General features: G+C 71.4%; 21 protein-coding genes. 7 read left to right on the plus strand and 14 right to left on the minus strand.

The window, feature by feature from the left end:
* Positions 1-22: 22 nt before the first annotated feature.
* From ACGFNN_RS29995 to ACGFNN_RS30015, 5 genes are all read left to right on the plus strand, one after another.
* The gene (locus tag ACGFNN_RS29995; RefSeq protein ID WP_393560591.1) at positions 23-586 is read left to right on the plus strand and encodes a phage tail protein; all 564 of its coding nucleotides are present in this window, start codon (positions 23-25) and stop codon (positions 584-586) included.
* A 4-nt stretch (positions 587-590) separates the two neighbouring features.
* Positions 591-1,787: an NADase-type glycan-binding domain-containing protein gene (locus ACGFNN_RS30000; protein WP_393560592.1), complete on the plus strand. Its 1,197-nt coding sequence runs from the start codon at positions 591-593 to the stop codon at positions 1,785-1,787.
* Positions 1,788-2,038: 251 nt separating this feature from the next.
* Positions 2,039-3,490, plus strand: coding sequence for a family 43 glycosylhydrolase (locus tag ACGFNN_RS30005; RefSeq protein WP_393560850.1), 1,452 nt, complete (start codon positions 2,039-2,041; stop codon positions 3,488-3,490).
* Between the two features lie 157 nt (positions 3,491-3,647).
* Complete coding sequence (locus ACGFNN_RS30010) at positions 3,648-4,934, plus strand: DUF4157 domain-containing protein (protein WP_393560594.1); 1,287 nt, start codon at positions 3,648-3,650, stop codon at positions 4,932-4,934.
* 347 nt (positions 4,935-5,281) lie between these two features.
* Positions 5,282-6,025 (plus strand): LuxR C-terminal-related transcriptional regulator, encoded by a 744-nt coding sequence (locus ACGFNN_RS30015; protein ID WP_393560596.1) that lies wholly within the window; start codon positions 5,282-5,284, stop codon positions 6,023-6,025.
* 85 nt (positions 6,026-6,110) lie between these two features.
* On the opposite strand, the gene ACGFNN_RS30020 is transcribed toward ACGFNN_RS30015, so the two are convergent.
* The 12 genes from ACGFNN_RS30020 to ACGFNN_RS30075 form a co-directional block, all read right to left on the minus strand.
* The gene (locus ACGFNN_RS30020) at positions 6,111-6,977 is read right to left on the minus strand and encodes a fumarylacetoacetate hydrolase family protein (protein ID WP_393560598.1); all 867 of its coding nucleotides are present in this window, start codon (positions 6,975-6,977) and stop codon (positions 6,111-6,113) included.
* Positions 6,978-7,009: 32 nt separating this feature from the next.
* Complete coding sequence (locus ACGFNN_RS30025) at positions 7,010-8,050, minus strand: cupin domain-containing protein (protein WP_393560600.1); 1,041 nt, start codon at positions 8,048-8,050, stop codon at positions 7,010-7,012.
* Positions 8,051-8,084: 34 nt separating this feature from the next.
* Positions 8,085-9,296 (minus strand): FAD-dependent monooxygenase, encoded by a 1,212-nt coding sequence (locus ACGFNN_RS30030; RefSeq protein WP_393560602.1) that lies wholly within the window; start codon positions 9,294-9,296, stop codon positions 8,085-8,087.
* Between the two features lie 180 nt (positions 9,297-9,476).
* The gene (locus ACGFNN_RS30035) at positions 9,477-10,127 is read right to left on the minus strand and encodes a CoA transferase subunit B (protein WP_393560603.1); all 651 of its coding nucleotides are present in this window, start codon (positions 10,125-10,127) and stop codon (positions 9,477-9,479) included.
* Positions 10,127-10,909 (minus strand): CoA transferase subunit A, encoded by a 783-nt coding sequence (locus ACGFNN_RS30040; protein WP_393560605.1) that lies wholly within the window; start codon positions 10,907-10,909, stop codon positions 10,127-10,129. Before ACGFNN_RS30040 ends, ACGFNN_RS30035 begins: the two co-directional genes overlap by 1 nt.
* A complete protein-coding gene (locus tag ACGFNN_RS30045) occupies positions 10,906-11,673 on the minus strand; it encodes an SDR family NAD(P)-dependent oxidoreductase (protein ID WP_393560606.1) in 768 nt (255 codons plus the stop codon). The genes ACGFNN_RS30040 and ACGFNN_RS30045 overlap by 4 nt, the downstream gene beginning before the upstream one ends.
* On the minus strand, positions 11,670-12,641 hold the full coding sequence (locus ACGFNN_RS30050) for a fumarylacetoacetate hydrolase family protein (RefSeq protein ID WP_393560608.1): 972 nt from the start codon (positions 12,639-12,641) through the stop codon (positions 11,670-11,672). The genes ACGFNN_RS30045 and ACGFNN_RS30050 overlap by 4 nt, the downstream gene beginning before the upstream one ends.
* Before the next feature lie 104 nt (positions 12,642-12,745).
* Positions 12,746-13,678 (minus strand): VOC family protein, encoded by a 933-nt coding sequence (locus tag ACGFNN_RS30055; protein ID WP_362674499.1) that lies wholly within the window; start codon positions 13,676-13,678, stop codon positions 12,746-12,748.
* 7 nt (positions 13,679-13,685) lie between these two features.
* Positions 13,686-14,705 (minus strand): amidohydrolase family protein, encoded by a 1,020-nt coding sequence (locus ACGFNN_RS30060; protein ID WP_393560610.1) that lies wholly within the window; start codon positions 14,703-14,705, stop codon positions 13,686-13,688.
* Complete coding sequence (locus ACGFNN_RS30065) at positions 14,702-15,832, minus strand: FAD-dependent oxidoreductase (RefSeq protein WP_365090271.1); 1,131 nt, start codon at positions 15,830-15,832, stop codon at positions 14,702-14,704. Before ACGFNN_RS30065 ends, ACGFNN_RS30060 begins: the two co-directional genes overlap by 4 nt.
* Positions 15,833-15,854: 22 nt before the next feature.
* Positions 15,855-16,817 (minus strand): cyclase family protein, encoded by a 963-nt coding sequence (locus ACGFNN_RS30070; RefSeq protein ID WP_393560612.1) that lies wholly within the window; start codon positions 16,815-16,817, stop codon positions 15,855-15,857.
* Entirely contained in the window at positions 16,814-17,815 is a 1,002-nt protein-coding gene (locus ACGFNN_RS30075; protein ID WP_393560614.1) for a fumarylacetoacetate hydrolase family protein, read from the minus strand. Before ACGFNN_RS30075 ends, ACGFNN_RS30070 begins: the two co-directional genes overlap by 4 nt.
* Before the next feature lie 127 nt (positions 17,816-17,942).
* Here ACGFNN_RS30075 and ACGFNN_RS30080 point away from each other — a divergent pair, with 127 nt between their 5' ends.
* On the plus strand, positions 17,943-18,860 hold the full coding sequence (locus ACGFNN_RS30080) for a LysR family transcriptional regulator (RefSeq protein WP_393560616.1): 918 nt from the start codon (positions 17,943-17,945) through the stop codon (positions 18,858-18,860).
* Between the two features lie 239 nt (positions 18,861-19,099).
* Here ACGFNN_RS30080 and ACGFNN_RS30085 read toward each other — a convergent pair whose 3' ends face one another.
* Both ACGFNN_RS30085 and ACGFNN_RS30090 read right to left on the minus strand, forming a co-directional pair.
* Positions 19,100-20,170: a LacI family DNA-binding transcriptional regulator gene (locus ACGFNN_RS30085; protein ID WP_393560852.1), complete on the minus strand. Its 1,071-nt coding sequence runs from the start codon at positions 20,168-20,170 to the stop codon at positions 19,100-19,102.
* Between the two features lie 27 nt (positions 20,171-20,197).
* Positions 20,198-21,211: a LacI family DNA-binding transcriptional regulator gene (locus ACGFNN_RS30090; protein WP_393560618.1), complete on the minus strand. Its 1,014-nt coding sequence runs from the start codon at positions 21,209-21,211 to the stop codon at positions 20,198-20,200.
* A gap of 302 nt (positions 21,212-21,513) precedes the next feature.
* On the opposite strand from ACGFNN_RS30090, the gene ACGFNN_RS30095 reads away from it, so the two are divergent.
* Positions 21,514-22,836 (plus strand): ABC transporter substrate-binding protein, encoded by a 1,323-nt coding sequence (locus ACGFNN_RS30095; RefSeq protein ID WP_393560620.1) that lies wholly within the window; start codon positions 21,514-21,516, stop codon positions 22,834-22,836.
* The last annotated feature ends 60 nt before the right edge of the window (positions 22,837-22,896 follow it).

The following is a 22,896-nucleotide window of genomic DNA, read 5'->3' on the forward strand; positions in this document are numbered from 1 at the left end:
GAGCCACCGCGGGGGTGCGCCGATGAGAGCAGCGGTACCCGGTCTGTCCAGCCGACACCCGATCGGCGGGCAACTGCCCGCGTTGTACGCGGACGACGACTTCGCGCAGCGCTTCACCGCAGGGCTGGACACCGTCCTGGCCCCGGTGTTCGCCACGCTCGACAACCTGCCCGCCTATCTCGAACCACGCGTGGCGCCCGCCGACTTCGTGGCGTGGCTCGCCTCCTGGGTGGGAGCCACGGACGACGCGCGGTGGCCGATGGAGCAGCGCCGCGAGGCGGTCGTCAGGGCGATGGAGCTGCACCGCCGGCGCGGCACCGCGCGCGGACTCGTCGACGCCCTGCGTCTCGCGCTCGGGGCCCACGCGCGGGTGACCGAGGACGGCGGCGCCGTGTGGTCCGGCACGCCGGGGGCGGAACTGCCGCCGGAGCCACCGGACGAAGCGCTGGTCCGGGTGTGGCCCGGCGACGGCGCAGGGTCGGTGGATCCGGAGCGGGTCCGCGAGATCGTCCGGGCCATGTGCCCGGTGCACACCGGGTGCCGGATCGAGATCCTGTCCGGCCCGCCCACAGACGAAGGGAGGTGACGTCATGCGCGCATGTCCCGCCTGCGGGGCGTCCAACGGCCCCGGGGACGACTTCTGCGGCAACTGCGGTGCGTACCTGGGCTGGTCGGAGGGGTCCGGCACCCGCGAGCCCGAGGCCCCCGGCGCCCCGGCGCCCGGTGGGGGCGCGCCCCCGGCCACCGCCGGGTCCGGGCCTGAGACGGCGGACCGGGAGCGCCCGGACGACTCGGCCGGCACCACGACGGCCCCCGGCCCGGCAACGGCGACCGCCCCCGGCACCGGGCCTTCCGTATTCGCGGAGGAGGCGGCACCGCCGGATCCGGCAGCAGGCCCGGTGAGCACCCCCGCCACCCCGTCGCCCGCGCCCGCCCCGCCACCCCCGCCGATCCGTCCCGCCCCGTCGCCCGCGCCCCGGCCTCCGGCCCCCGAGGAGCCGCCCGTCCAGGACCCGGTGCCCGTGCTCCCGGCGAAGGCGGTGGCGCCCAGGCCCGTCGTACGTCCCACCGCCCCGGCGGACGAGGTGTCGGGGACGCCGTGTCCCGCCTGCGGTACCCCCAACCAGCCGGGCCGCCGCTTCTGCCGGCGGTGCGCGGCGGAGCTGCGGCCCACCGCCGATCCGGAGGCCCTGCCCTGGTGGCGGACTGTCTGGCCGTTCCGCCGCAAGGTCAGGGCGAGTTCGGGCCGGCTGTGGCGCTTCCTCGTCGTACTCGTCGTCGTGCTGGCCCTCTGCGCGGGCGGGTTCCTGCTGCTCCCCGCAGGACGCGCGCTGATCGAGGACACCCGGGACAAGCTGGGCAAGGCGAAGCCGGTGACCCCGGTGAACACCGAGGCGAGCGCCGAGATACCCCGGCACCCGGCGACCGGCACCACGGACGGGCTGAGCAACCGCTACTGGGGCGCACCGTCGGCGGGCGCCTCGGTGACGTACACCTTCGGGAAGTCCTTCCGCCTGGTCGACCTGATCATCACCAACGGCGCCTCCGGGAAGCCGCAGGAGTACGCCCGGCAGGGGCGCGCGCTGCGGATGGACATGGAGGTGACGACGGAGGACGGCGGGACGGAGCGCAGGGAGATCTCCCTCAGCGACAAGCCGGGCCCGCAGACGGTGGCCGTCCAGATCAGCGACGTACGGACGGTCCGCCTCGTCCTGCGCTCACCGGCCGGCCAGACCGAGGGCCGTCATCTGGCCCTGGCCGAGGTGGAGTTCTTCCAGCGGAGCTGACACGGGGCGGATGTCCGGTCAGTGAACCCGGGGCCCGCGCGGTCGTCGCGCGGGCCCCGGGGCGCAGTGACCGTGGGAACCGTCCGGCATCCGCCAAGAGTCCGGCGTCGCCTGCCTGTTGACATGACGGTCCACCGTCCCTAGCGTGACGCCCCGTCATTACATCGATGTAAACACTGAGTCGATGTGAAGAGCCGCGGAAAGGACTCCCCGTGCCTGCCAGTCCCCCCAGATCCACCCGCGCACGCACCATGCTCGTGACCGCTCTCGCTCTCCTCGTGCTCCTCCTGGGGCAGTTGGCGGCGGGCACCGAGCCTGCCGGAGCCGCGACCTCCGCCCCAACCGACGCCTCCCGGACGGCCGCAGCGGCGGCCGGTACGTTCCGCAACCCCCTGAACACAGGCCCCGACCCCTTCATGACGCACTGGCAGGGGAACTACTACCTCACGACGACCCAGGGCAACAGCATCCGGATGTGGCGCTCGCCGTCCCTGGGAACCCTGCTCACCGCCGACCCGATCACCGTCTGGACGGACTCCGACACCTCACGCAACCGCAACATCTGGGCCCCGGAGTTCTACCGTTTCGGCGACCGCTGGTACCTCTACTACACGGCGGACGACGGCGTCGACGACCACCACCGGCTGTACGTACTGGAGTCCGACCGGGACGACCCGGCAGGCCCGTACCACTTCAAGGCGAAACTCGCCCCGCCGAACCACGCGAACGAATTCGCCATCGACGCCGGGATCCTCCAGCTGAACGGCCGTCTCTACCTCGCCTACAGCGGGATCAACCAGTACCAGCACAACGGGCTCAACATCGCGCCCATGTCCAACCCCTACACCGTGTCGGGCAATGCCGTCGCCATCAACGGCGCGGGCGGCTGCCCCGAGGTGCGGGAGGGCCCCGAGTTCCTCTACCGCAACGGCCGGGTCTGGATGACCTACTCGGCCTGCGACACCGGGAAACCGGACTACCAGGTCTGGATGATGTCGATGCCGCTCACCGCGGACCCGCTCGTGCCGGGCAACTGGAGCCAGCACCAGGGGGCCGTCTTCTCACGCGCGGACGACCGGGGCGTGTTCGGCCCGGGGCACCACGCGTTCTTCCGGTCGCCCGACGGCACGGAGGACTGGATCGTCTACCACGCCAAGACGACGTCGGTGAACACGTACTCCAACCGCACCACCCGCGCCCAGAAGTTCACCTGGCGCGCGGACGGCAGCCCCGACTTCGGCCGGCCGCTCGCGATGGGAGCGACCCAGGACCTGCCCTCCGGTGACCCCGGATCCGGGAACTACTGGATCAACGACGACGGCCGCTCCAGCGGCGCCGGCTCCCTGGCCTACAGCGGGGCCTGGAACTCCGGTACGGGCTGCGGCACACAGTGCTTCTGGAGCGACGACCACTGGAGCGACCAGACCGGCGCCTCGGCCACCTTCACCTTCACCGGAACGCGCATCGTCCTGCTCTCCGTGAAGGACACCGGGAACGGCTACGCGGCCGTCAGCGTGGACGGCGGGGCCGAGCAGCGGATCGACCTGCACAACTCGATCCGCGTGGGCGAGGCGGTGCAGTACGTCAGCCCCCGGCTCGCCCACGGGCAGCACACCCTGAAGGTCAGGGTCACGGGCGAGCACAACTCCCAGTCAGGGGCCTCGTTCGTGAGCATCGACCGCGCCGAGGTGTATGTGAACTGACCGGCCCGGCCTGGCTGCGGTTCTCGCGCCGGCTCCGCCCCGGCGGGCGCCGCTTGGCCCGTCAGGGCATCGCACACTGCCCTTCGGTACATGGCGTGACGGACGTTCACCGCGTATTCAGGAAGGTGACCGAGTCCGTCTCCCCCGGAAGGCATCCATGCGAGCCCGCGAGAACCCGCAGCACGCCGACGAGAAGCAGCCCGGCCGGCCACCGGTCCGTACCTCGGAACCGGCGGGAGCGGTCGCCGGGAACGTGTCTCCCGGGACCCTGGCGGCCCTTCAACGCGCTGCCGGAAACGCCTCGGTGGTCCAGATGCTCCGCAGGACGGGCCGGCCCGAGCCGCTGCGGGAGCACGAGCACGGCGAGGGCTGCGGCCACCCGCAGGCCGGGCCGGCCGTACAGAGGTCGTCCGTCCACGCCGTCCTCCGGAGCCCCGGAGCACCACTGGACGAGGACACCCGTACGGAGATGGAGAGCAGGCTCGGCGCCGACTTCTCGGACGTACGCCTGCACACCGGGAGCGCCGCGAAGGCGTCGGCGGCCGAGGTCGGCGCACGCGCCTACACCTCGGGCAGCCATGTCGTCATCGGCGAGGGCGGGGGCGACAAGCACACCCTCGCCCATGAGCTCACCCATGTCATCCAGCAGCGCCGGGGCCCGGTGGCCGGCACCGACGACGGCACGGGCCTGCGGGTCTCCGATCCGGACGACCGCTTCGAGAAGGCGGCCGAGGCCAACGCCACCCGTGCGATGAGCAGGCCGGTGCAGCGAAGGCCATCGGTGAAGGGCGGCGAGAGGGACAGGACTCCGGCCGCCCGCGATATCCGGGTGCAGCGCGTCACCACACGGGACGGCTCGGGAAATCCGCCGCTCCCCGCATGGGACAAGGTCGCACCGCGGTGGACCTCTCCCGTCTACGGACCCGTGAACCCCAACGGCGGGCCGCTGGACCGCACCGGCGGGTCCGGCGTCACCCTCACCCTGGGCCCCAGCATCAATTCACCCGAGCACACCTACTCGGGTTCCACGCCGGCGGCCGACCAGTGCACCCTCGTCAACGAGCTCAACCAGCGGGACGGCAGCGGCTGGGTCAAGGGCCATCTGTGGAACGACAACCTCGGCGGCCCGGGGGAGTCGAGGAACCTGACGCCCATGACCAACAGCACCAACGGCAGCTTCAACCGCTCGTTCGAGGAACCCCTGAAGAGGATGCTGCGGGCGTGCACACACCACGCGCAGTACACCTCGAACACCCCTGTCTGGTACGGCGTGACCTTCAACGTCCGCACCTACGGCCAGATGTCCACCGACCCCAACAAGCTGGAGTTCTACGTGCCCGAGGGGGTCGAGTACACGGCGAGCTACGTCCAGATGGACCGGGCCACCCAGACCGTCACCGCGGTGACGACGGTACCGGCCGGCTTCCCGCCGGTGATCACGTAGGCGCGCGTACCCGTTCGGCGGGGCGGGCCGCGCACATGCGTCCCGCCGTCCCGCCGTCCCGACCGGGCCAGGCGAGCCGGGCGGGACAGTGGCGAGGAGACGACACGTCGTAATGTCGCCAACAGCGTCCGGGGGGTTGCCCGGCATGCCTCCGATGCCTTTCCTGGCGCGGCGAACAGCGACTTCGCGGCCTGCCGGGCACGCCTTTGCGGCCCGGGGCGGTGACGGGCACATACGCGATGCTGACACCCATGCACGATCTCGGAAGACCGTCGCCCCCCGTCACCGACACCGCACGAGCACACGCACCCCGAAACCCTGCCGGAGCCGGAGACCCGGAGGTGCTGATGCGCGCCCTCTTCCGGCGGCTGGACGACGAGCTGCGGCACGCCGAATCGGCAGCTGCGGATCTGGTCCGGGGGCGGACGGCGGACGACAGCCCGGTGCTCGTGGAGACGGTCACCGGCCGGGAGGCGCAGGGCCACCGCATCCTGGAACTGGAGACCGGTGCCCGGCGCACCTTCCAGGCGTGCCTGACCGGTCTGAACACCACCACTCCGGTGCCGATCACCCTGGCGTCACTGCCGGATCCCGAGCCCGACGAGGAGCGCCCGCCCTGGCGGAGCGCTCCCCCCGAGGTCAGCTACCAGCTGCTCGTCGACCGCGACTTCCTGGCGGAGCCGGCGGCCGTGGCCGCCCTGGAGGAGCGGGTGGCGCGCGGGGAGCAGGTGCGCGTCGTCGACCACCCGCTGCTCAAACTGGCGGTGGCGGACGGTGAGGTCGCCATGGTCCAGGTCGATCCGGAGTGTTCCGTGCTGCTGCGGCCGCCGCTGACGGTACTGGTGACCGAGCTGTTCGCCGCCGCCTGGCGCCACGCCCGGCCCTACCTGCGGGAGGTCGCCGAGCTCACCCCGGTCGACCGGCAGATCCTGCAGCTGATGGTCTCCGGCCTCACAGACGCGGCGACCGCCAAGCAGCTGGGCACCTCACCTCGCACGGTGCAGCGGAAGGTGCGGGCGCTCATGGACCTGGCCTCGGTCACCTCCCGGCTGCAACTCGGCTGGTACGCCATGCGGAACAACTGGATCTGACGGGGCCCCTACGCCTTCCGGTCCGGAGCCGCGTCATCCGTCGACGCGATCGTGCGCAGGATGCCGGCGGCACCGGGCGGTGCGTTCAGCCGGTACGGCGGCCGGGCCGGCGGTCGTACGCGGTGGCCCGGGAGCCGTCTACGCCCACCTCCAGGCGCCCCACCTTCTCGATCTCCAGCACGACCCGGTCACCGTGGCTGAGCGGTCCCACACCGGCCGGGGTGCCGGTCGCGATCACGTCGCCCGGGTGCAGGGTCATCACGGAGGACGTGTAGGCGATCAGCTCGCGGACACCGAAGATCAGGTCCGCCGTGTTCGTCCGCTGCCGGATGGCTCCGCCGACGTCGCAGCGCAGGTCCAGCGTGTCCGGGTCGGGGATCTCGTCCGCGGTCACGATCCACGGCCCGAGCGGGGTGAAGGTGTCGAACGACTTCCGTGTGGAGCGGTCCTCACCGGAGCGGACGGTGATGTCCAGCACGCAGGTGTAGCCGAAGACGTGGTCCAGTGCCTCGTCCGCGCCGACATGACGGGCGGTGCGGCCGATGACGACGCCCAGCTCGCCTTCCTGGTCGGTGCGTCTGTCGTTGTAGGGCAGCAGGATGTCCTGGCCGGGACCGATGACGGACGAGTTGGCCTTGAGGAAGACGCCGAGGTCCGCGACGGACGTCGTGTACTCCATCTCGGCCTTGTGGTCCAGGTAGTTGACCGGAGCGCCGACGATCTTTCCGGGTCGCGGGAGGGGAGCCTCCAGGGCCACCTCGGAGAGCGGGACCCGGGGGCGTCCGTCGAGGTCGAGACGGGCGGCCGCGCCGCGGGCGACGTCCTCGATGTGCCGGTGGAGCGCTCCGGCCGCACCGGGGGCCTCGCCCCCGGCGAGCTGGTCGGTCACGTCGACGACGGAGTCGCCGTCCACGATCCCGAGGCGTCCCTTGTCGAACAGGGCCAGTCGCATGACTGCCTCCTTGCGTGTGTCGGTGGTGAGGATCAGGCGCCGGGATCGGCGTTTTCCGTGCGATAGAGGCCGAGGGAACGCATGACCGGTTCGTCGCTGTAGGAGAACAGCACGGCGTCGTCCGTCGACGAGGAGTTGAGATGCCGGTACGACGCCCATCCGGGCACGGCGAACGTGTCCTTCTCCGACCACTCCAGGCGTTCGCCGTCGACGATGGTGGCGCCCTCTCCGCGCACGACACTGAAGACGGTGGATGCCGTGTGCCGGCGCCCCGCACCCTGGAACCCGGGGCGTAGGCGCTGGACGCGGCAGCCGATCGTCGGCATCACCGGGCCACCGGTCCAGGGGTTGGTGTACTCCAGGACGATCCCGTCGACGTCACTGCCCTCGGCGGTGTCCGCGACGGAGTCGAGGGCCTTCCGGGTCTCCGCCCATGTGTAGCGCGTGACGGGCGAGTTGGGGCCGTCCTGGGACAGCCACACGGGATTCAGCCGGCCGTGCAGGAACTGCCTGCTGCCCGCGTCGTCGGGCCGGGTGACGGGCTGGAGGCGCTGGGGGTACTTCTCGTAGAAGCCGGCTTCGAGCGCGTTGACCAGTGGGTAGTCCAGCGCGTCCAGCCAGATCATCGGCGCGTCGCCCTCGTGGGTGTGGTCGTGCCAGTGCCAGCCGGGCGTGAGCAGCAGATCGCCGGGCGACATGAAGACCCGCTCGCCGTTCACGGTGGTCCAGGCGCCGTCGCCCTCCAGGATGAAGCGGAAGGCGTTGGAGGTGTGCCGGTGGGCCTGAGCCGTTTCGCCGGGCAGGATGATCTGGAGCCCGGCGTAGAGGGTGTTGACGGTGGCAGGAGGGTCGGTCAGACCTGGGTTGACCAGCATCAGTACCCGCCGTTCGGCCTCGTCCAACGAGAGTGTCCCGGCGAAGTGGAGCAGGTGAGGCCTGAGTTCGCGCCAGCTCCAGCGGTGCGGTACGGCTCGGCTCCTCGGCTGCGCCGGGAACAGGTTGCCGTAGAAGCGCCACAGAGGGGCGGCGCCCAGCCCTTCCAGGGCCTTGTAGGCGGGGTCGTCGGTCGTCACGAGGTCCTCCTTCGCTGTCGGTTCAGCCGCCGGTTCACAGGGCGGTGACGGGGGCCGGGGCGGGAGTCCACACCCAGGCGATGTCGTCGAAGTCCTCCGGGCCGCGGGAGGAGAGGGCCATGTTGCGGAAGGTCGCGCCCATGCCCTCCAGATGGCAGATCTCGCCGAAGCGGTGGGCGTCGGTCTGGACGCGCGTCGCCCGCTCACGACGTCTGTCGGCGTACGCCGCGAAGGCATCCGCCGGATCGCTCGCGCCCGCGAGTGCCTGCCCGAGGGCGACCGCGTCCTCCAACGCCTGGCAGGCCCCCTGGGCCAGGTACTGGAGCATCGGGTGGGCGGCGTCCCCGAGGAGGGCGATCCGGCCGTGGACCCAGCTGTCGATGGGTGCCCGGTCGTACAGGGGCCAGCGCCGGTCGCGCGAGACCAGGGGAAGCGCGTCGCGTACGGCCTGGCAGGTGCCGGCGAAGCGCTCCTCCAGCTCCGCCTCCGTACCCCAGTCGTCGGAGTCCGGGGTGTAGTGGTCGCTCTCGAAGACGGCGACCTGGTTGTACAACTCGCCCCGCCGCAGGGGGTACTGCACCAGGTGCATACGCGGTCCCGCCCAGACCATCACCGCGTCCGACGCCGCGATCCGGGACATCCGGCCGGTCATCCGCGCGGCCGGAATGGCGCCGCGGAACGCCACGTAGCGCGAACACACGGGGTCGCCGTCGCCCACCAGGGCCTGACGCAAGGAGGAGTGCAGGCCGTCGGCGGCGACGGCCGCGTCCGCGCTCAGAGGCCGCTGTCCCCCGGCGAAGTGCAGACGGACACCGGAGCCGTCCTGTTCGGCGAGGGTGACGGTGTGCCCGGTGCGAAGCGTGACGCCCGGGTGTTCCTCGCAGGCGGCCAGCAGCGCGGAGTGCAGGTCCGTGCGGTGAGTGACCAGGTAGGGGTGCTTGAAGCGCTCGGTGTAGGCGGCGCCCCGCAGATCGAGGGCGGTGACCTGGTCACCCGTGAGGGCGTCCATCATCACCAGGCGAGGCGGTGCGACGGCGGTGTGCCGGACGGCGGGCAGGACACCGAGCTCGTCGAGGGCGAGCGATGCGTTCGGTGCGAGTTGCAGTCCGGCTCCGATCTCACCGAAGCGTCCGGCGCGCTCCACGAGGGTGACGCGGTGACCGGAGCGGGCCGTCGCCAGCGCGGCGGCCAGACCGCCGATGCCGCCACCGACGACGGCGATGTGGAGGGGAGTGGTGACAGGCATGCGGCCTCCAGAAGGCTGTGCGTGAGGGCACCGAGGTGACGGAGACGCGACCGGATCCGGGTCGTCTGCACGTCGGCCAATGACGTGGAGACGATTCCGGGCGCGGTGGTCCCCCGCGTCAACGGTGCTGCTGAACAGGGATGTTCGCGGTGGGAAGGGGTGGTCTTGCGGATCGCGGGTTCAGCACACGGCTGCGCCGCTGCTCACGTGGACCGTGGCGTCGGTGCGAGCCAGGATGTCCTCCACGGTGACACCCGGAGCCGTCTCGACGAGAGCGAGACCTGCCTCCGTGACGTCGAGGACGCAGAGGTCGGTGACGATCCGCTGCACGCAGCGTTCGCCGGTGAGCGGGAGGGTGCATTCATCGAGGATCTTGGAGCTGCCGTCCTTGGCCGTGTGCTCCATCAGCACGATGACGCGGCGGGCGCCGTGCACGAGGTCCATGGCCCCGCCCATGCCCTTCACCATCTTCCCTGGGATCATCCAGTTGGCCAGGTCACCGCGGGCGGAGACCTGCATGGCACCGAGCACCGCGGTGTCCACGTGCCCGCCGCGGATCATGCCGAAGGAGAGCGCCGAGTCGAAGAAGGAGGCGCCGGGCAGGACGGTGACGGTCTCCTTGCCGGCGTTGATCAGATCGGGGTCCACCTCCGCCTCGGTGGGGTAGGGGCCGGTGCCGAGGATGCCGTTCTCGGAGTGGAGGACGACATGGACGCCGGGCGGGAGGTGGCCAGGTATCAGAGTGGGCAGGCCGATGCCCAGGTTGACGTAGGAGCCGTCGGTGAGTTCGGCGGCGGCGCGGGCGGCCATCTGGTCGCGGTTCCAGGCCATCAGTCGTCTGCCTTCCCTGGTGCCGGGGACGCGGAGAGCGAAAGGCGCTCGATCGGCTTGTCGGCGGCCTCGTCGGCGGTCAGCGCCACGACCCGCTGGACGTAGATCCCGGGCAGATGCACCGCGTCCGGCGGCAGTTCGCCGGGCTCGACGAGCTCCTCGACCTCGGCCACGGTGACGCGCCCGGCCATCGCTGCCAACGGGTTGAAGTTGGCCGCGGCACGGCGGAAGACCAGATTGCCGTGCCGGTCGCCGCGCCAGGCCCGGACCAGGGCGAAGTCGGTGGTGATGCCGTGCTCCAGGACGTGGGGACGGCCCCCGAAGTCCCGGGTCTCCTTGGGTGGCGACGCCACGGCGACGGAACCGTCCGGCGCGTACCGCCAGGGCAGTCCGCCGGTCGCGACCTGGGTGCCGACGCCGGCCGGGGTGAAGAAGGCGGGGATGCCCGCGCCGCCCGCGCGCAAGCGCTCGGCGAGCGTGCCCTGCGGGGTCAGCTCCACCTCCAGCTCGCCGGAGAGGTACTGCCGTGCGAACTCCTTGTTCTCGCCGACGTAGGAGCCGGTCACCCGGGCGATCCGCCCGGCGGCGAGCAGGATGCCGAGACCGCGGCCGTCGACACCGCAGTTGTTGGACACCACTTCCAGCCCGGCGGTGCTCCGCTCGTGCAGGGCGCGGATCAGTACCTCCGGCACGCCGCTGAGGCCGAAGCCGCCGACGGCGAGCGAAGCCCCGTCGGGGATGTCGGCGACCGCCTCCGCAGCGCTGTCGCTGACCTTGTTCATGGGTGGCTGTCCTCTCGGCCGGACGGGATCAAGGCGTCGGAGACGGACTTGACGCCGCCGTGCGAAGTAAGACCGCCGTCGACGGGGATCTCCGCCCCGGTGATGAACGACGACTCTCCCGAGAGCAGGAAGACCACCAGGGGCGTCACCTCGTCGACGCTCCCGGTGCGGCCCAGTGGTGTCTCACGGATGTTGGACTCGCGGAAGGCCGGCGCTGCCGAGGCAGTCATCTCGGTCTCGATGTAACCGGGGTGGATCGTGTTCACACGGATGCCCCGTGGCCCGAGTTCGAGTGCGGCGGTCTTCGACAGGCCCCGCAGCGCCCACTTGCTGGTGGTGTAGGCGACCGGGTAGTGGCCCGTGAGGGCCGCCGAGGAGCCGACGTTGACTATGGAGGCGCCGGGCTGCATGAGCGGTGCCAGGTGCTGGATGCCGAGCAGCGGACCGGTGACGTTCACCGCGTGGACGCGTGCCATGTCGTGCGGCCTGGCGTCGCCCACGCGGGCCCGCCAGGTGATGCCCGCGTTGTTGACCAGGCCGTGCACGTGACCGTACGACTCCCGCAGCTCACGGGCCAGTTCCGCCCAGTCCTTCTCGCTGGTGACGTCCAGCTGCCGGCAGCCGGGTGCCTCCACCACGTCCGTGGCGATCACCCTGGCTCCCTCACGTGTGAGGTGCGCGGCCTCGGCTGCGCCTTGGCCCCGGGCCGCGCCGGTGACGACGACGACCTTGCCGATCAGCCTCTTGGAGTGCGGTTCGTTCACGGCCGCTCCCGGGTGCGGCGCCGCCCGGCCGGCAGCGGAACGGGATCCGCACCGGGGACCACGGTGCTGGTGAGGGTGCCGAGCCCCTCGACGGTGAGGGCGACGGTGTCGCCCGGGACCAGGGGCGGCGGAGTCTGTTCGCCGCCCCTGCCCCACAGCTCGGCGAGGCAGCCCCCGTTGCCGCAGGTGCCCGAGCCCAGCACGTCACCGGGCACGACACGCGTGCCGCGCGAGGCGTAGGCGGTCATCTCCTCGAACGTCCAGCTCATGTTGGACAGCAGGTCCTCACCGACCACCTGCCCGTTGACCTCCGCCCTCATGGCGAGCCGCAGGAAGCCGTCGGCGTCGCGGTGCGGCTCCAGCTCGTCGGCGGTCACCAGATACGGCCCCAGGGTGGTGGCGGTGTCCTTGCCCTTGCACGGGCCGAGACCGACCTTCATCTCCGCCCCCTGGAGGTCACGGGCGGACCAGTCGTTGAAGACCGTGTAACCGACGATGTGGTCACGGGCCTGGGCTGGCGTGAGGTCGCGGCCCTCCCGTCCGATCACGGCACCCACCTCCAGCTCGAAGTCGAGCACCGACGACCCCGGGGGCACGGGGACGCCGTCGTCCGGGCCGTAGACCGCGTGCGGGTTGGTGAAGTAGAAGGTCGGGGCCGCGTACCACTGCTCGGGAACGCCGGCGGTCCCCTCGACGGCGCGACGGACCCCCTCGACGTGCTCCTCGAAGGTGACGAAGTCCCGCACGGAGGAGGGCTGGAGCGGGGGCAGCAGCCGAACCTGGGAGACGTGCGGTCCGGGCGGCACGTCGAGAGCGGCCGCTCCGGCCTCCAGAAGGCCGGGCAGTCCTCCGGTCTCCCTGATCAGGGCGGTGAGGTCGGTGACCCCGGGCAGCGGGAGGAGGGTGCCGTCGTCCTCCACGACCGCGACCCGGCGGCGGTGCTGGTGTTCATAGGCGGCGAAACGCATGGGGCGGCTCCGGGCGGAAGGAGGGAGCCGGGGGCGTGGGGTGGAACGTCAGGGCAGTTGACAGGGCCGCCACGCCCCCGGAGTGTGCGGGGGATCGGACCGGATCAGACCGGCGGTGCGACGAACACGCCGCGGTCGACGTCGTTGAACGATTCCTTGGCGACGAGTTCGTTCATCGCGTTGGCGGTGCCCCACTGGTCGGTGACCTCGGGCTTCGAGAAGTCGTAGACGTGCGGGTGCCAGGTGTCCTCGTCCAGGCACTCCAGCTCCGTCGTGTACTCGACGGTGTTGCCGTGCGGGTCGAGGAAGTAGGTGAAGGTGTTGTCCCCGGCCATGTGCCGTCCGGGGCCCCAGATCTTCTTGAACCCGGCGCGCATGACCCGCCCGGAGCCGCGCATGTACTCGTCGATGCCGCGCATCTCGAAGGAGACGTGGTGCAGGGCGGTGTGCGGGCCCTGGGCGATGGCCATCGAGTGGTGCTGGTTGCTGATCCGCATGAAGTGCATGACCTCGCCCATGTGGGGTGAGCTGAGCGAGTCGGAGAGGGCGAAGCCGAGGTGCCGCTCGTACCACTCCCGGGTCCGGTTCAGATCCGGGGAGTTGAGGACGACGTGGGAGAGCTTGACCGGGATGGCCTCCTTCTCCTCGATCCTGCGGTGCTGCCGGACCTCGACGTCGGCGGAGACCTCGATGGTGCGCCCGTCGACGTCGAAGAAGCGGAACCCGTAGCCGCCACCGGGGGTGTCGACCTTGCCGGGCCGGGAGATCAGCTGGACTCCTCCCGCGAGGAGGCGTTCGGCGAGGGTGTCCACGTCGGCCGCGGACGCGGCGCCGTAGGAGACCAGGTCGAGACGCTTCTCGTCGGCCTTGCGGAGCCGGACGACGTACTGCTCGGGTGAGCCCTCGGCCGCCAGGAAGGAGATGCCCGAGTCCTCGGCGACCTTGGTCAGGCCCCAGACGCCGGAGTAGAAGTCGAGCTGCTTGTCGTAGTCGGGCACGGCGAGGTCGACGTGCCTCAGATGGGTGAGCAGGCGCATGGCGGTGTCAGTCCTTCCGGAGGAGGGCGGCGGCGTTGCCGCCCCGTACGGCGTGGAGGTCGGTGTCGGACAGGCGGGCGGCGCGCAGCGCCGCGACCGGGTCCTCGCTGCCCATGTCGAAGGGGAAGTCCGAGCCGAGCAGTACCCGGTCCGCCCCCGCGACCCGGATCAGCTCCCGCAGCACGTGCGGGTCGTGCACCAGCGAGTCGAAGTGGAGCCGCCGCAGGTAGCTGCTGGGCAGGTGTGCGCAGCCGGCGCCCGCGTCGGACCGGGCCGACCAGGCGTGGTCGGCGCGGCCGATGTGGGTGGGCAGATAGCCGCCACCGTGTGCGGCGATCAGCTTCAGGCCAGGGTGCCGGTCGAGTACCCCGGAGAAGATCAGGTGCGAGAGGGCGACGGCGTTCTCGGTGGGCTGTCCGACGGTGTTGGAGAGGTACCACCGGTCCAGCCGCTCGTCGAGGGTGCAGCCGAAGGGATGGAGGAACAGCAGGGCTCCGGTCTCCTCGGCTCGGGCCCACAGGGGTTCGTAGGCCGGGTCGGAGAGTTCCCGGCCCGGGGCGTGGCTGGAGAGCTCCACGCCGAGCAGGCCCTGGGCGAGCGCGTGGTCGAGGGCCTCGACCGCGAGTCCGGGGTGCTGGAGGGGTACGAGACCGAGCCCGCGCAGCCGGTCGGGGGCTGCCGCGCAGTGGGCCGCCGTCTCCTCGTGCGCGAGCCGGAACACCTTCTCCGCCGTCTGCTCGTCCGCCCAGTAGTGGTAGTGCGAGGGGGAGGGACTGACCAGCTGTACGTCCACACCCTGGGCGTCCATGGCGGCGAGGCGTACGTCCACGTCGGTCAGGCGGGCGAAGCGGTCACGGACCATGGGGCCGCTGACCGCGAGGGCCTCCGGGCCGTTGCGGCGGGCGTCCAGCGCCCGTGCCTCGGCGAGTCCCGGCTGCCCCTCCACCAGGGCCTCGATGCCGGGCAGCAGGATGTGGGCGTGCACGTCCACCGTGGGGGCGGCCGCACCGGATTCGGGGAAGGTCACGGCAGCTCCCTCAGCATCGCCATGGTGCGGCCCATCAGACCGGGGACGTCCGCGTCGCGGACCCCGTCGAGCTGCCACTGACCGATCTGCACGGACGCCTCCACCACCGGACGGACCCGGGCCACGCGCCGCTCGTAGTACGCCTGGAAGAGGGCGTCGTCCCAGGTGCCGGAGCCGGTCAGCAGCTGCGCGAGCACCCACGCGTCCTCCAGGGAGAGCGCGGCGCCCTGGGCCAGGGTGGGAGGGCAGCAGTGTGCGGCGTCACCGACGAGGACGACACGGCCGCGGTGCCAGGAGCCCTCGACGAGCATCCGGTCGAACCAGGTGTAGTTGACCTTCGCCGGGTCGGTGATGTGTTCGGTGATCTCCGGCCAGAAGCCGCCGTAGTGCCGGGTGAGGCCGCGCATCTCGTCCGCGTACGACGAGGGCGCGATGGCGGCGCGGTCGCGGTTGGCCTCGACGGCGTACGCGTACAGGGTCGTCTCGCTGGTGGGGCAGTAGCCCGCGATGAACGCCGGCCCGCCGTAGGCGAGATCGGTGCGGGTCACCGCGGCGGGACGCGGCGCCTCGACGCGCCAGATGGCCATGCCGGTCGGCTCGGGCTTGGCGGTGATGCCGATCGCGGCGCGCGTGGCCGACCCCATGCCGTCGGCCGCTATCACCAGGTCGTAGCGGTGCTCGGTTCCGTCGGAGAGCCGGACGTCGACGCCGTCGGCGTCCTGGCCGAGGATCTCGGCGGTGGTACCGAGACGCACGGTCGCGCCACTGGCGCGCACCGCCCCGATGAGGATCTGCTGGAGCCGCGGGCGCTGCATGCCGACGGTGGCGGGGAGGTCGTCGCCGCCGGTACGCAGGTCGTCCTGGACGTGCAGGACGGTGCCGTCGGGCGCGGTGATCCCGACCGAGCCGAATCCGTAGCCGGAGGCCTCCACCTCGTCCCACACGCCGAGTTCGCGCAGGACACGCAGGGCATTGCCCTGCACGGTGATGCCGGAGCCGGCGGTGGCGTTCCAGTCGTCCTTGGCCTCGACGAGGTCGACGCCGAAGCCGGCACGGCGCAGCAGGACGGTCGCGGCGTTGCCGGCGGCGCCGCCGCCGACGACGAGGACCGTGCGGTCTTCAGTCATGGGAACTCCTTCGTTCCGCTGTCTACTTGACGGCGATCGGGTTGACGGGCGAGCCGACCGCGCCGGTGATGGGCAGCGGTGCGGCGGTGAGCCAGAAGTCGTACACGCCGTCGGACGCACAGTCCTCGGCGAGGGCGTCGAGGTCCCACATCTCGCCGATGAGCAGGCCGAGATGGGGAATGGCGACCTGGTGCAGGGGCTGGAAGGCCTGGTCGAACTCGTTGGGCCTGACCTCGAATCCCCAGGTGTCGGTGGCGATCGCGGCGATCTCGCTGCCGTGCAGCCAGCCGGCCGTCGTGAAGGAAAGCCCCGGCGCGGGACCGCCGGCGTAGTCACCCCAGCCGTCCCGGCGGACCCGGGCCAACTGCCCGGTGCGCACCAGCACGATGTCCCCGCGGCCGACGGTGACGCCCTGCGCCCGCGCGGTGGTGTTGAGGTGCTCCTCGGTGACGGCGAAACCGTCGGGCAGTTCGCCGTCCGTGCCGATCGCCCGTCCCACGTCGAGCAGCACACCGCGTCCCGCGACGTGCGGGGCCATGTGCTCGATGCCGGTGACCTGGTCGCCGTCGGAGGTGACGACCTGCTCGGCGGGGCGGCCGTTCCAGGCCTTGCCGTGGTCGAAGATGTGGCCGAGGCCGTCCCACTGGGTGGAGCACTGCAACGGCATCGCGATGACGTCGTCGGCGCCGCCGATCCCGTGCGGCAGCCCCTGGTTGCCGAGGGCGGCGTCGGTGCCGGTGTCCAGCATGGTGTGGACCGGGTTGGTGCGCTTGCGCCAGCCCTTCTGCGGGCCGTCGATGTCGAAGCGCTGGGACAGGGAGAAGCTGACACCCCGCCGGATCAGCGCGGCACCCTCGCGCCGCTTCGCCTCGTCGAGGAAGTTCAGCGTGCCGAGCACGTCGTCGTCGCCCCAGCGGCCCCAGTTGGAGTGCGCCTTCGCGGTCCGGGCGATCGCGCCCTCGGGGTCGGTGCGGTCCGGGGTCACGGCGTCACCTCTGCGACACAGGGGGTGCGCTGGGAGCCGAGCCCGGTGATCGAGGCGTCCATGACGTCGCCGTCGCGCAGCAGCCGGCCCCAGTGCATCCCGTTGCCGGCGGGGGAGCCCGTGAGGACCAGGTCGCCGGGGAGCAGACGGGCCGTCTGGGAGGCGTAGGAGACCATGCGGGCCACGTCGAAGATCATGTCCTTGGTGGACTCGTCCTGCATGGTCTCGCCGTTGAGCTTCAGCGTGAGGCGCAGGTCGCCCGTGTCCGGGACCGACGAGGCGGGCACGATCCACGGGCCGAGCGGGGTGAAGCCCGGTGCGTTCTTGCTCCGCAGCCAGTCGGTGCCGATCTGCGGCATGTCCCGCCGGAACACCGTCGCCCGGTCGGTCAGGTCGTTGGCGATGGTGTACCCGGCGACGTGGTCGAGGGCCTCCTCGACGGACACCTGGTGGGCGGGGCGCCCGATCACCGCGGCCAGCTCCAGCTCCCAGTCCGGCTTCTCCGCCCAGGCCGGCAGGACGACCTCGTCGTAGGGGCCGGTGATCGCGCCGGGCAGGCCGATGAACATGTACGGCAGGTCCTCCGTGGCCCGCCGGTCCATGATCTCCGCGGCCTCGGCGCGCCGCTCCTCCTCGGGGCGGTCGTCCCCGGGCGCCCGGTGCGCCACGTGCAGGTCGATGACGTGCTGCCGGTAGTTGGCGCCCGACTGGAACACCTGACGCGGTTCGACGGGCGCGTGCACCCGGAAGTCCGCCAGCGGCTCCGTCGCGGCCGTCCCGTCCGCGGCCAGCGCGGTGAGACGGGCGACCGCCCCGTCCCAGCCGTCGAGCAGGCGCCGTACGGTCAACTCCGGTTCCGCGAGGGCGACACGGAGATCGATCACCCGCTCGTCGGCTGTGACCAGGGCGGGGAAGGCCGGTTCACCCGGAAGGGAGAGAGTGGCGAGAGCGAAGGGTCCGGCGAAGAGCGCGGACGTGGCTTCAGGTTTCACGGACATGTCCTCCTGATTGCGATGTGACTAATCTGGACCCCCCACCCGTGATCAGGGAAATAGATTCTGTGGATCATTGGCATCCATGACATCGATTTACGCTGGTCAGTGCCGCACAGCGAGAGAGAAGCCCGTGAATCTGAGTCGTCTGGACCTCAATCTCGTCGTCGCCCTGCGTGCCCTGCTGGAGGAGCGCAACGTCACCCGCGCCGGGCAGCGGGTGGGTCTCAGCCAGCCCGCGATGAGCGCCGCCCTGTCCCGTCTGCGCCGGCATTTCGACGACGAACTCCTCGCCCGTGTCGGCGGGCACTACGAACTGACCGCGCTCGGCCAGGTCCTCCTCGACCGCACCACCACTGCGTACGACATGCTCGAACGGCTCTTCGCCAGCCAGGCCGACTTCGATCCGGCCCGGGAGCGCCGGGAGTTCAAGCTGATCGCCTCCGACTACGCCGTCGCCGTCTTCGGCGCCGAACTGGCCCGCGCGGTGCACGAGGAGGCGCCGGGCATCCGTCTGCGGTTCGCGCAGACCCCGACCACGGTGGTCGACGCCACGGACACGCTGCTGAGCACGTCCGACGGGCTGCTCATGCCGCACGGCGTGATCAGCGACTTCCCGGCCACCGACCTGTACGGGGACCGCTGGGTCTTCCTCGTCTCCGAGGGGCACCCGAGCGTCGAGGGACCCCTCACCCGGCAGGACCTGGCCCGGCTTCCCTGGGTCACCTACCAGCGCACCTACGACGCCCCCGCGGTCCGTCAGCTCGGGATGCTCGGCATCGAGCCCCGGGTCGAGGTCTCCGTGGACAGCTTCCAGAGCATTCCGCTGCTGGTGGCGGGGACCCGCCGCATCGCGCTGATCCAGGCCCGGCTCGCCAGGCTGCTCACACCGCTCGCCGAGGTGCGCGTGGTGGAGCCGCCCTACGAGGCCGTGCCGCTGCGCGAGGCCATGTGGTGGCATCCGGTGCACACCCACGACGCGGCCCACATCTGGCTGCGGGAGACCGCCGCCCGCGTGGGCAGGCGCATGGTCGACGTGCCGGAGGGGTGAACGGGGCGCCCGGGGACTGCCCGGGGGCCATCCATGTCATGGATGCGGACATCCATGACGTGCATCGCGGCAGGGGTGGGCACGGCCCCGACCGGAGCCCATGCTCGTACCAGGTGAGCCGGCGCGTCCCGCTCGCCGGCCGGCCCTCCCCGCACGGTGCCGGCCCCTGTTCCACGCTCCGGAGTACCGCCGTGCCCGCTTCCGCCGACATGCCCGCCCGGCTCCCCGGCCGGCCGGGGTCAGCGAGCCGGAGCCGCCATCGTCGACCGGCGCACGACCAGCTCCGGCTGCAGCAGGACCTGCGTGTGTTCATGGGGTGTCCCACCCGCGGTGTCCTCGATGAGCAGCCGGCCGGCCCGCCGTCCCATGGCGACCGCGGGACGGCGTACGGACGTGAGGGGTACGACGGCGGAGGCCGCGAACCCGATGTCGTCGCAGCCGACCACGGCGATGTCGTCCGGCACGCTGAGACCGGCTTCGTACAGGGCCTGCAGGACCCCGAGGGCGAGCAGGTCACTGGCGCAGAAGACGGCGGTGGGCCGCTCGGGCAGGCCGAGGATGCGGTGCCCGGCGTCCTTGCCCGCCGTCACGGTGAGGGCGTCGCAGGGCAGTTCCCTCATCGCCGCGAGCGGCAGACCGTACTCGCTCAGCGCGCCGAGAGCACCCCGGCGCCGGTCCCGCACCTGCTGGAGACGGCCGGGCCCGCCTACGAAGGCGAGCGAACGGTGGCCGCGGTCGACGAGATGGCGCACCGCGGCACGCCCGCCGGCCACGTCGTCGATCCCGACGGAGCACGCCGCGGAGCGGGGAGCGCACTCGTCGGCCAGGACGAAGGGGACCGCGCTGCGGCGGAACGCCTCCACGGTGCGGCCCACGGTCTCACCGGAGGTCAGAACGGCACCTCGTACCCGGTGCGAGGCGATGAGCGACAGTTGGCGCGCGGCCTCGGCCGGGTCGTTGCCGCCGGCGCAGACCATGACGTCGAGGTCCGCCTCCCGGGCTGCCTGCTGCACCCCGGAGGTGAGAGCCGTGACGAACGGGTCGGCGATGTCGAGGACCATCACGGCGATGACCCGGGAGGCCTGTCCGCGCGACTGCCGGGCCCCTTCGGACCGTACGTAGCCCAGGGAGTCGATCACCTCCAGGACGCGCGAGCGCGTCGACTCGGCCACCACCTCGGGCCGGTTGAGGACGTTGGAGACGGTGCCCAGCGACACCCCGGCGCTCCGGGCCACGTCCTTGACGCCGACCCTGGGCGGGCCGTCCACCGGGCCCGCGAACGGTCCCGCCGGATCGCCCCCGCGCCGCATCGCCGGCGCCGGCCGCCGATCCACGGTCTAGCGTCCGCGGGGCGCGGCGGTGGTGGAACGGACCACGAGCCTCGGGGTCATCGTGGTCTGGATGGCCCTGTCCCTCCGGTTCTCGACGCGTTCGACGAGCATCCGGGCGGCGGCCGACCCCATGGTCTGCCCCGCCTGGTCCACGCTGGTCAGCTGGACGGGCGCCAGGGCGGCGAGCGCGGTGTTGTTGTAGCCGACCAGGGACAGGTCCCCGGGGATGCTCAGGCCGAGTTCGTGCGCGGCGCGGTAGACCCCCAGCGCCGCGACGTCCGCGCCGGTCATCACGGCGGTCGGTGGACGCTCGGCGGTCAGCAGCGTCATGCCCGCCTTGAAGCCTCCTTCGTCGGAGTAGGCGGTGTGGTGGACGCGTGCCAGGTCCGTGAGCCCGTGCCGCTCCATCGCCCCGAGATAGCCCTCGCTCAGCACCGCCTCGGGCGTGCGCTTCCACTTGTTGGCCCTGGTGCCGGGGGCGGAGACCAGGGCGATGTCGCGATGGCCCAGCGAGACGAGATGGTCCACCACCAGGGCGGCACCGAGGTCGTCGGCGTCGACGACCGAGTCGTAGCTGTCGGAGGCGTCGTGATGGCCGATGACCACGGTCGGTGTCGCGGCGGCCGTGGCCAGCACCTCGGCGCGCGGTGTGCCCGGCGCGATCAGGATCAGCCCGTCCATCTGACGGTCCACCATGGAACGGATGGTTCTGGCCTGTTCCTCGGGCCCGAAGCCGGCCGCTCCGATCAGGACCGTGTACTCGGTCTCACGGAGCTCGTCCCCGATGCCGTCGAGGATGTCGGCGAAGAACGCGTTGCGGACGTTGTCCAGCAGCACACCGATGGTGTACGTCCGCCCGCGCATCCCCCGCGCCGCCGCGTGCGGCCGGTATCCGAGCTCGGCGATGGCCGCCTGGACCCTCTCACGCATGGAGGGGCTCACCCCGTACGCGTTGCGCATCACCTTGGAGACCGCCGCCGTGGACACGCCCGCGTGGCGGGCGACATCGGTGATGGTCACGCGTTTGTTCGGCCTGGCCGCAGCCCCGTCCATAGTCCACGCCCCGGATGGTGTCGGTGTAGGTGCAACGGTCTACACAGTACCTCTTGGCTTCCGTCAAGCAATCCCCTTGTCAATACGGTGTTACCTCGCTGTGTCTTGACGGTGGCCGGAGGGAGGTGCATGGTGTTGCCCACCCGGTGCGGAGAACGTTATACAAACTCGGCCGCCGTAGCCGTCCCGCCGTCATGTCGGGCCCGCTTGTTCGCCCTTGGCGCCCTTTCCCGCATCCCACCTTCCCGTCATGATTCCTGGGAGTTTCCGTGTCTCTTCGCATCGCCCGCGCCCGACGTGCGCGGCTCAGCCTGTTCACCGCGGGTACCGCGTCGATCGCGCTGCTCGCCACCGCCTGCGGCGGGAGCGGTTCGGGCAGCGGCTCCACCTCCGCGCCCAAGGACTTCAGCTACCTGAGCGTCACCGAGAACACCACCGTGAAGACCGCCCTGACCAGCATGTCCAAGGGGGCGTGCAAGCCGGCTCAGGACGCCCTGCCGCTGAAGGTGGAGACCGTTCCGCAGGCGAGCCTGGACCAGAAGCTCCAGCTGCTGGCCGGTCAGGACGCGCTGCCCGTCCAGTTCGCCGCGGGCAACGCACCTGCCCTCACCCAGCAGTTGGCCAAGTCCGGCAAGGTCGCCGACCTCGAGGCGGAGCTCAAGAAGCTGGGTGCCCTCGACCAGCTGGAGCCGGCCGCCGTCTCGACCATCAAGGCGCTCTACGGCGGCAAGCTGGAGGTCCTGCCGTACGAGTACAACATCGAGGGGATCTTCTACAACAAGAAGCTCTTCCAGGAGAACGGACTGAAGACCCCCACCACCTGGGACGAGCTGGTCTCGGCCTCGGCGAAGCTCGACGCCGAGGGTGTCCAGCCGTTCTCCGCCTCCGGCCAGCAGGGCTGGCCGCTGACCCGGCTGATCAGCGGCTACCTCTACCGCAGCCTCGGCCCGGACGCCCTGCAGAAGGTCGCCGACGGCAAGGCGAAGCTGACCGACCCGGAGTACGTGAAGGCCGCCGAGGAGGTGGCCGCGCTCGGGAAGAAGGGGTACTTCGGCAAGGGCGTCGGCTCCATCGACTACGACACGGCGATGAACCAGTTCCTGGCCGGCAAGGCCGCCATGTTCTACATGGGCAGCTGGGCACTGGCGAACATCTCGGACGAGAAGCAGAACAAGGTCGGTGCCGAGAACGTCGGCTTCATGCCCTTCCCCGCCGTCTCCGGCGGCAAGGGCTCGGCCGACCAGTACCCCTCCAACGTCGGTCTGGGCATCACCCTCGGAGCGAAGTCCTTCGACAAGAAGACCGGTGACTGGGTCTCCTGCATCGCGAAGAACTACGGCTCCACCGCGCTGAAGGACCACGGCTCCATCTCGGGATTCAAGGTGAACACCGAGGTGAAGGACGCCAACGAGGTCACCACCCAGGTGCGCGACACGATCAGTGCCTCCAAGCAGAACGTGCTGTGGTTCGAGGCCCTCTTCAGCACCAAGGCCACCACGGTCAGCCAGCAGAACGCGGCCGGCCTGGTCAGCGGGAGCACCAGCCCGGAGAAGTTCATGCAGACCGTCCAGGACGCCCTGGCCGCCCAGTGACCGGCCGGGGGCGGCCCGCACGCTTCTCTCCCCGCCGTGGGCGGGCCGCCCCCGTCCCCC

This window comes from Streptomyces sp. NPDC048590 (assembly GCF_043199535.1).
Taxonomy (GTDB): domain Bacteria; phylum Actinomycetota; class Actinomycetes; order Streptomycetales; family Streptomycetaceae; genus Streptomyces.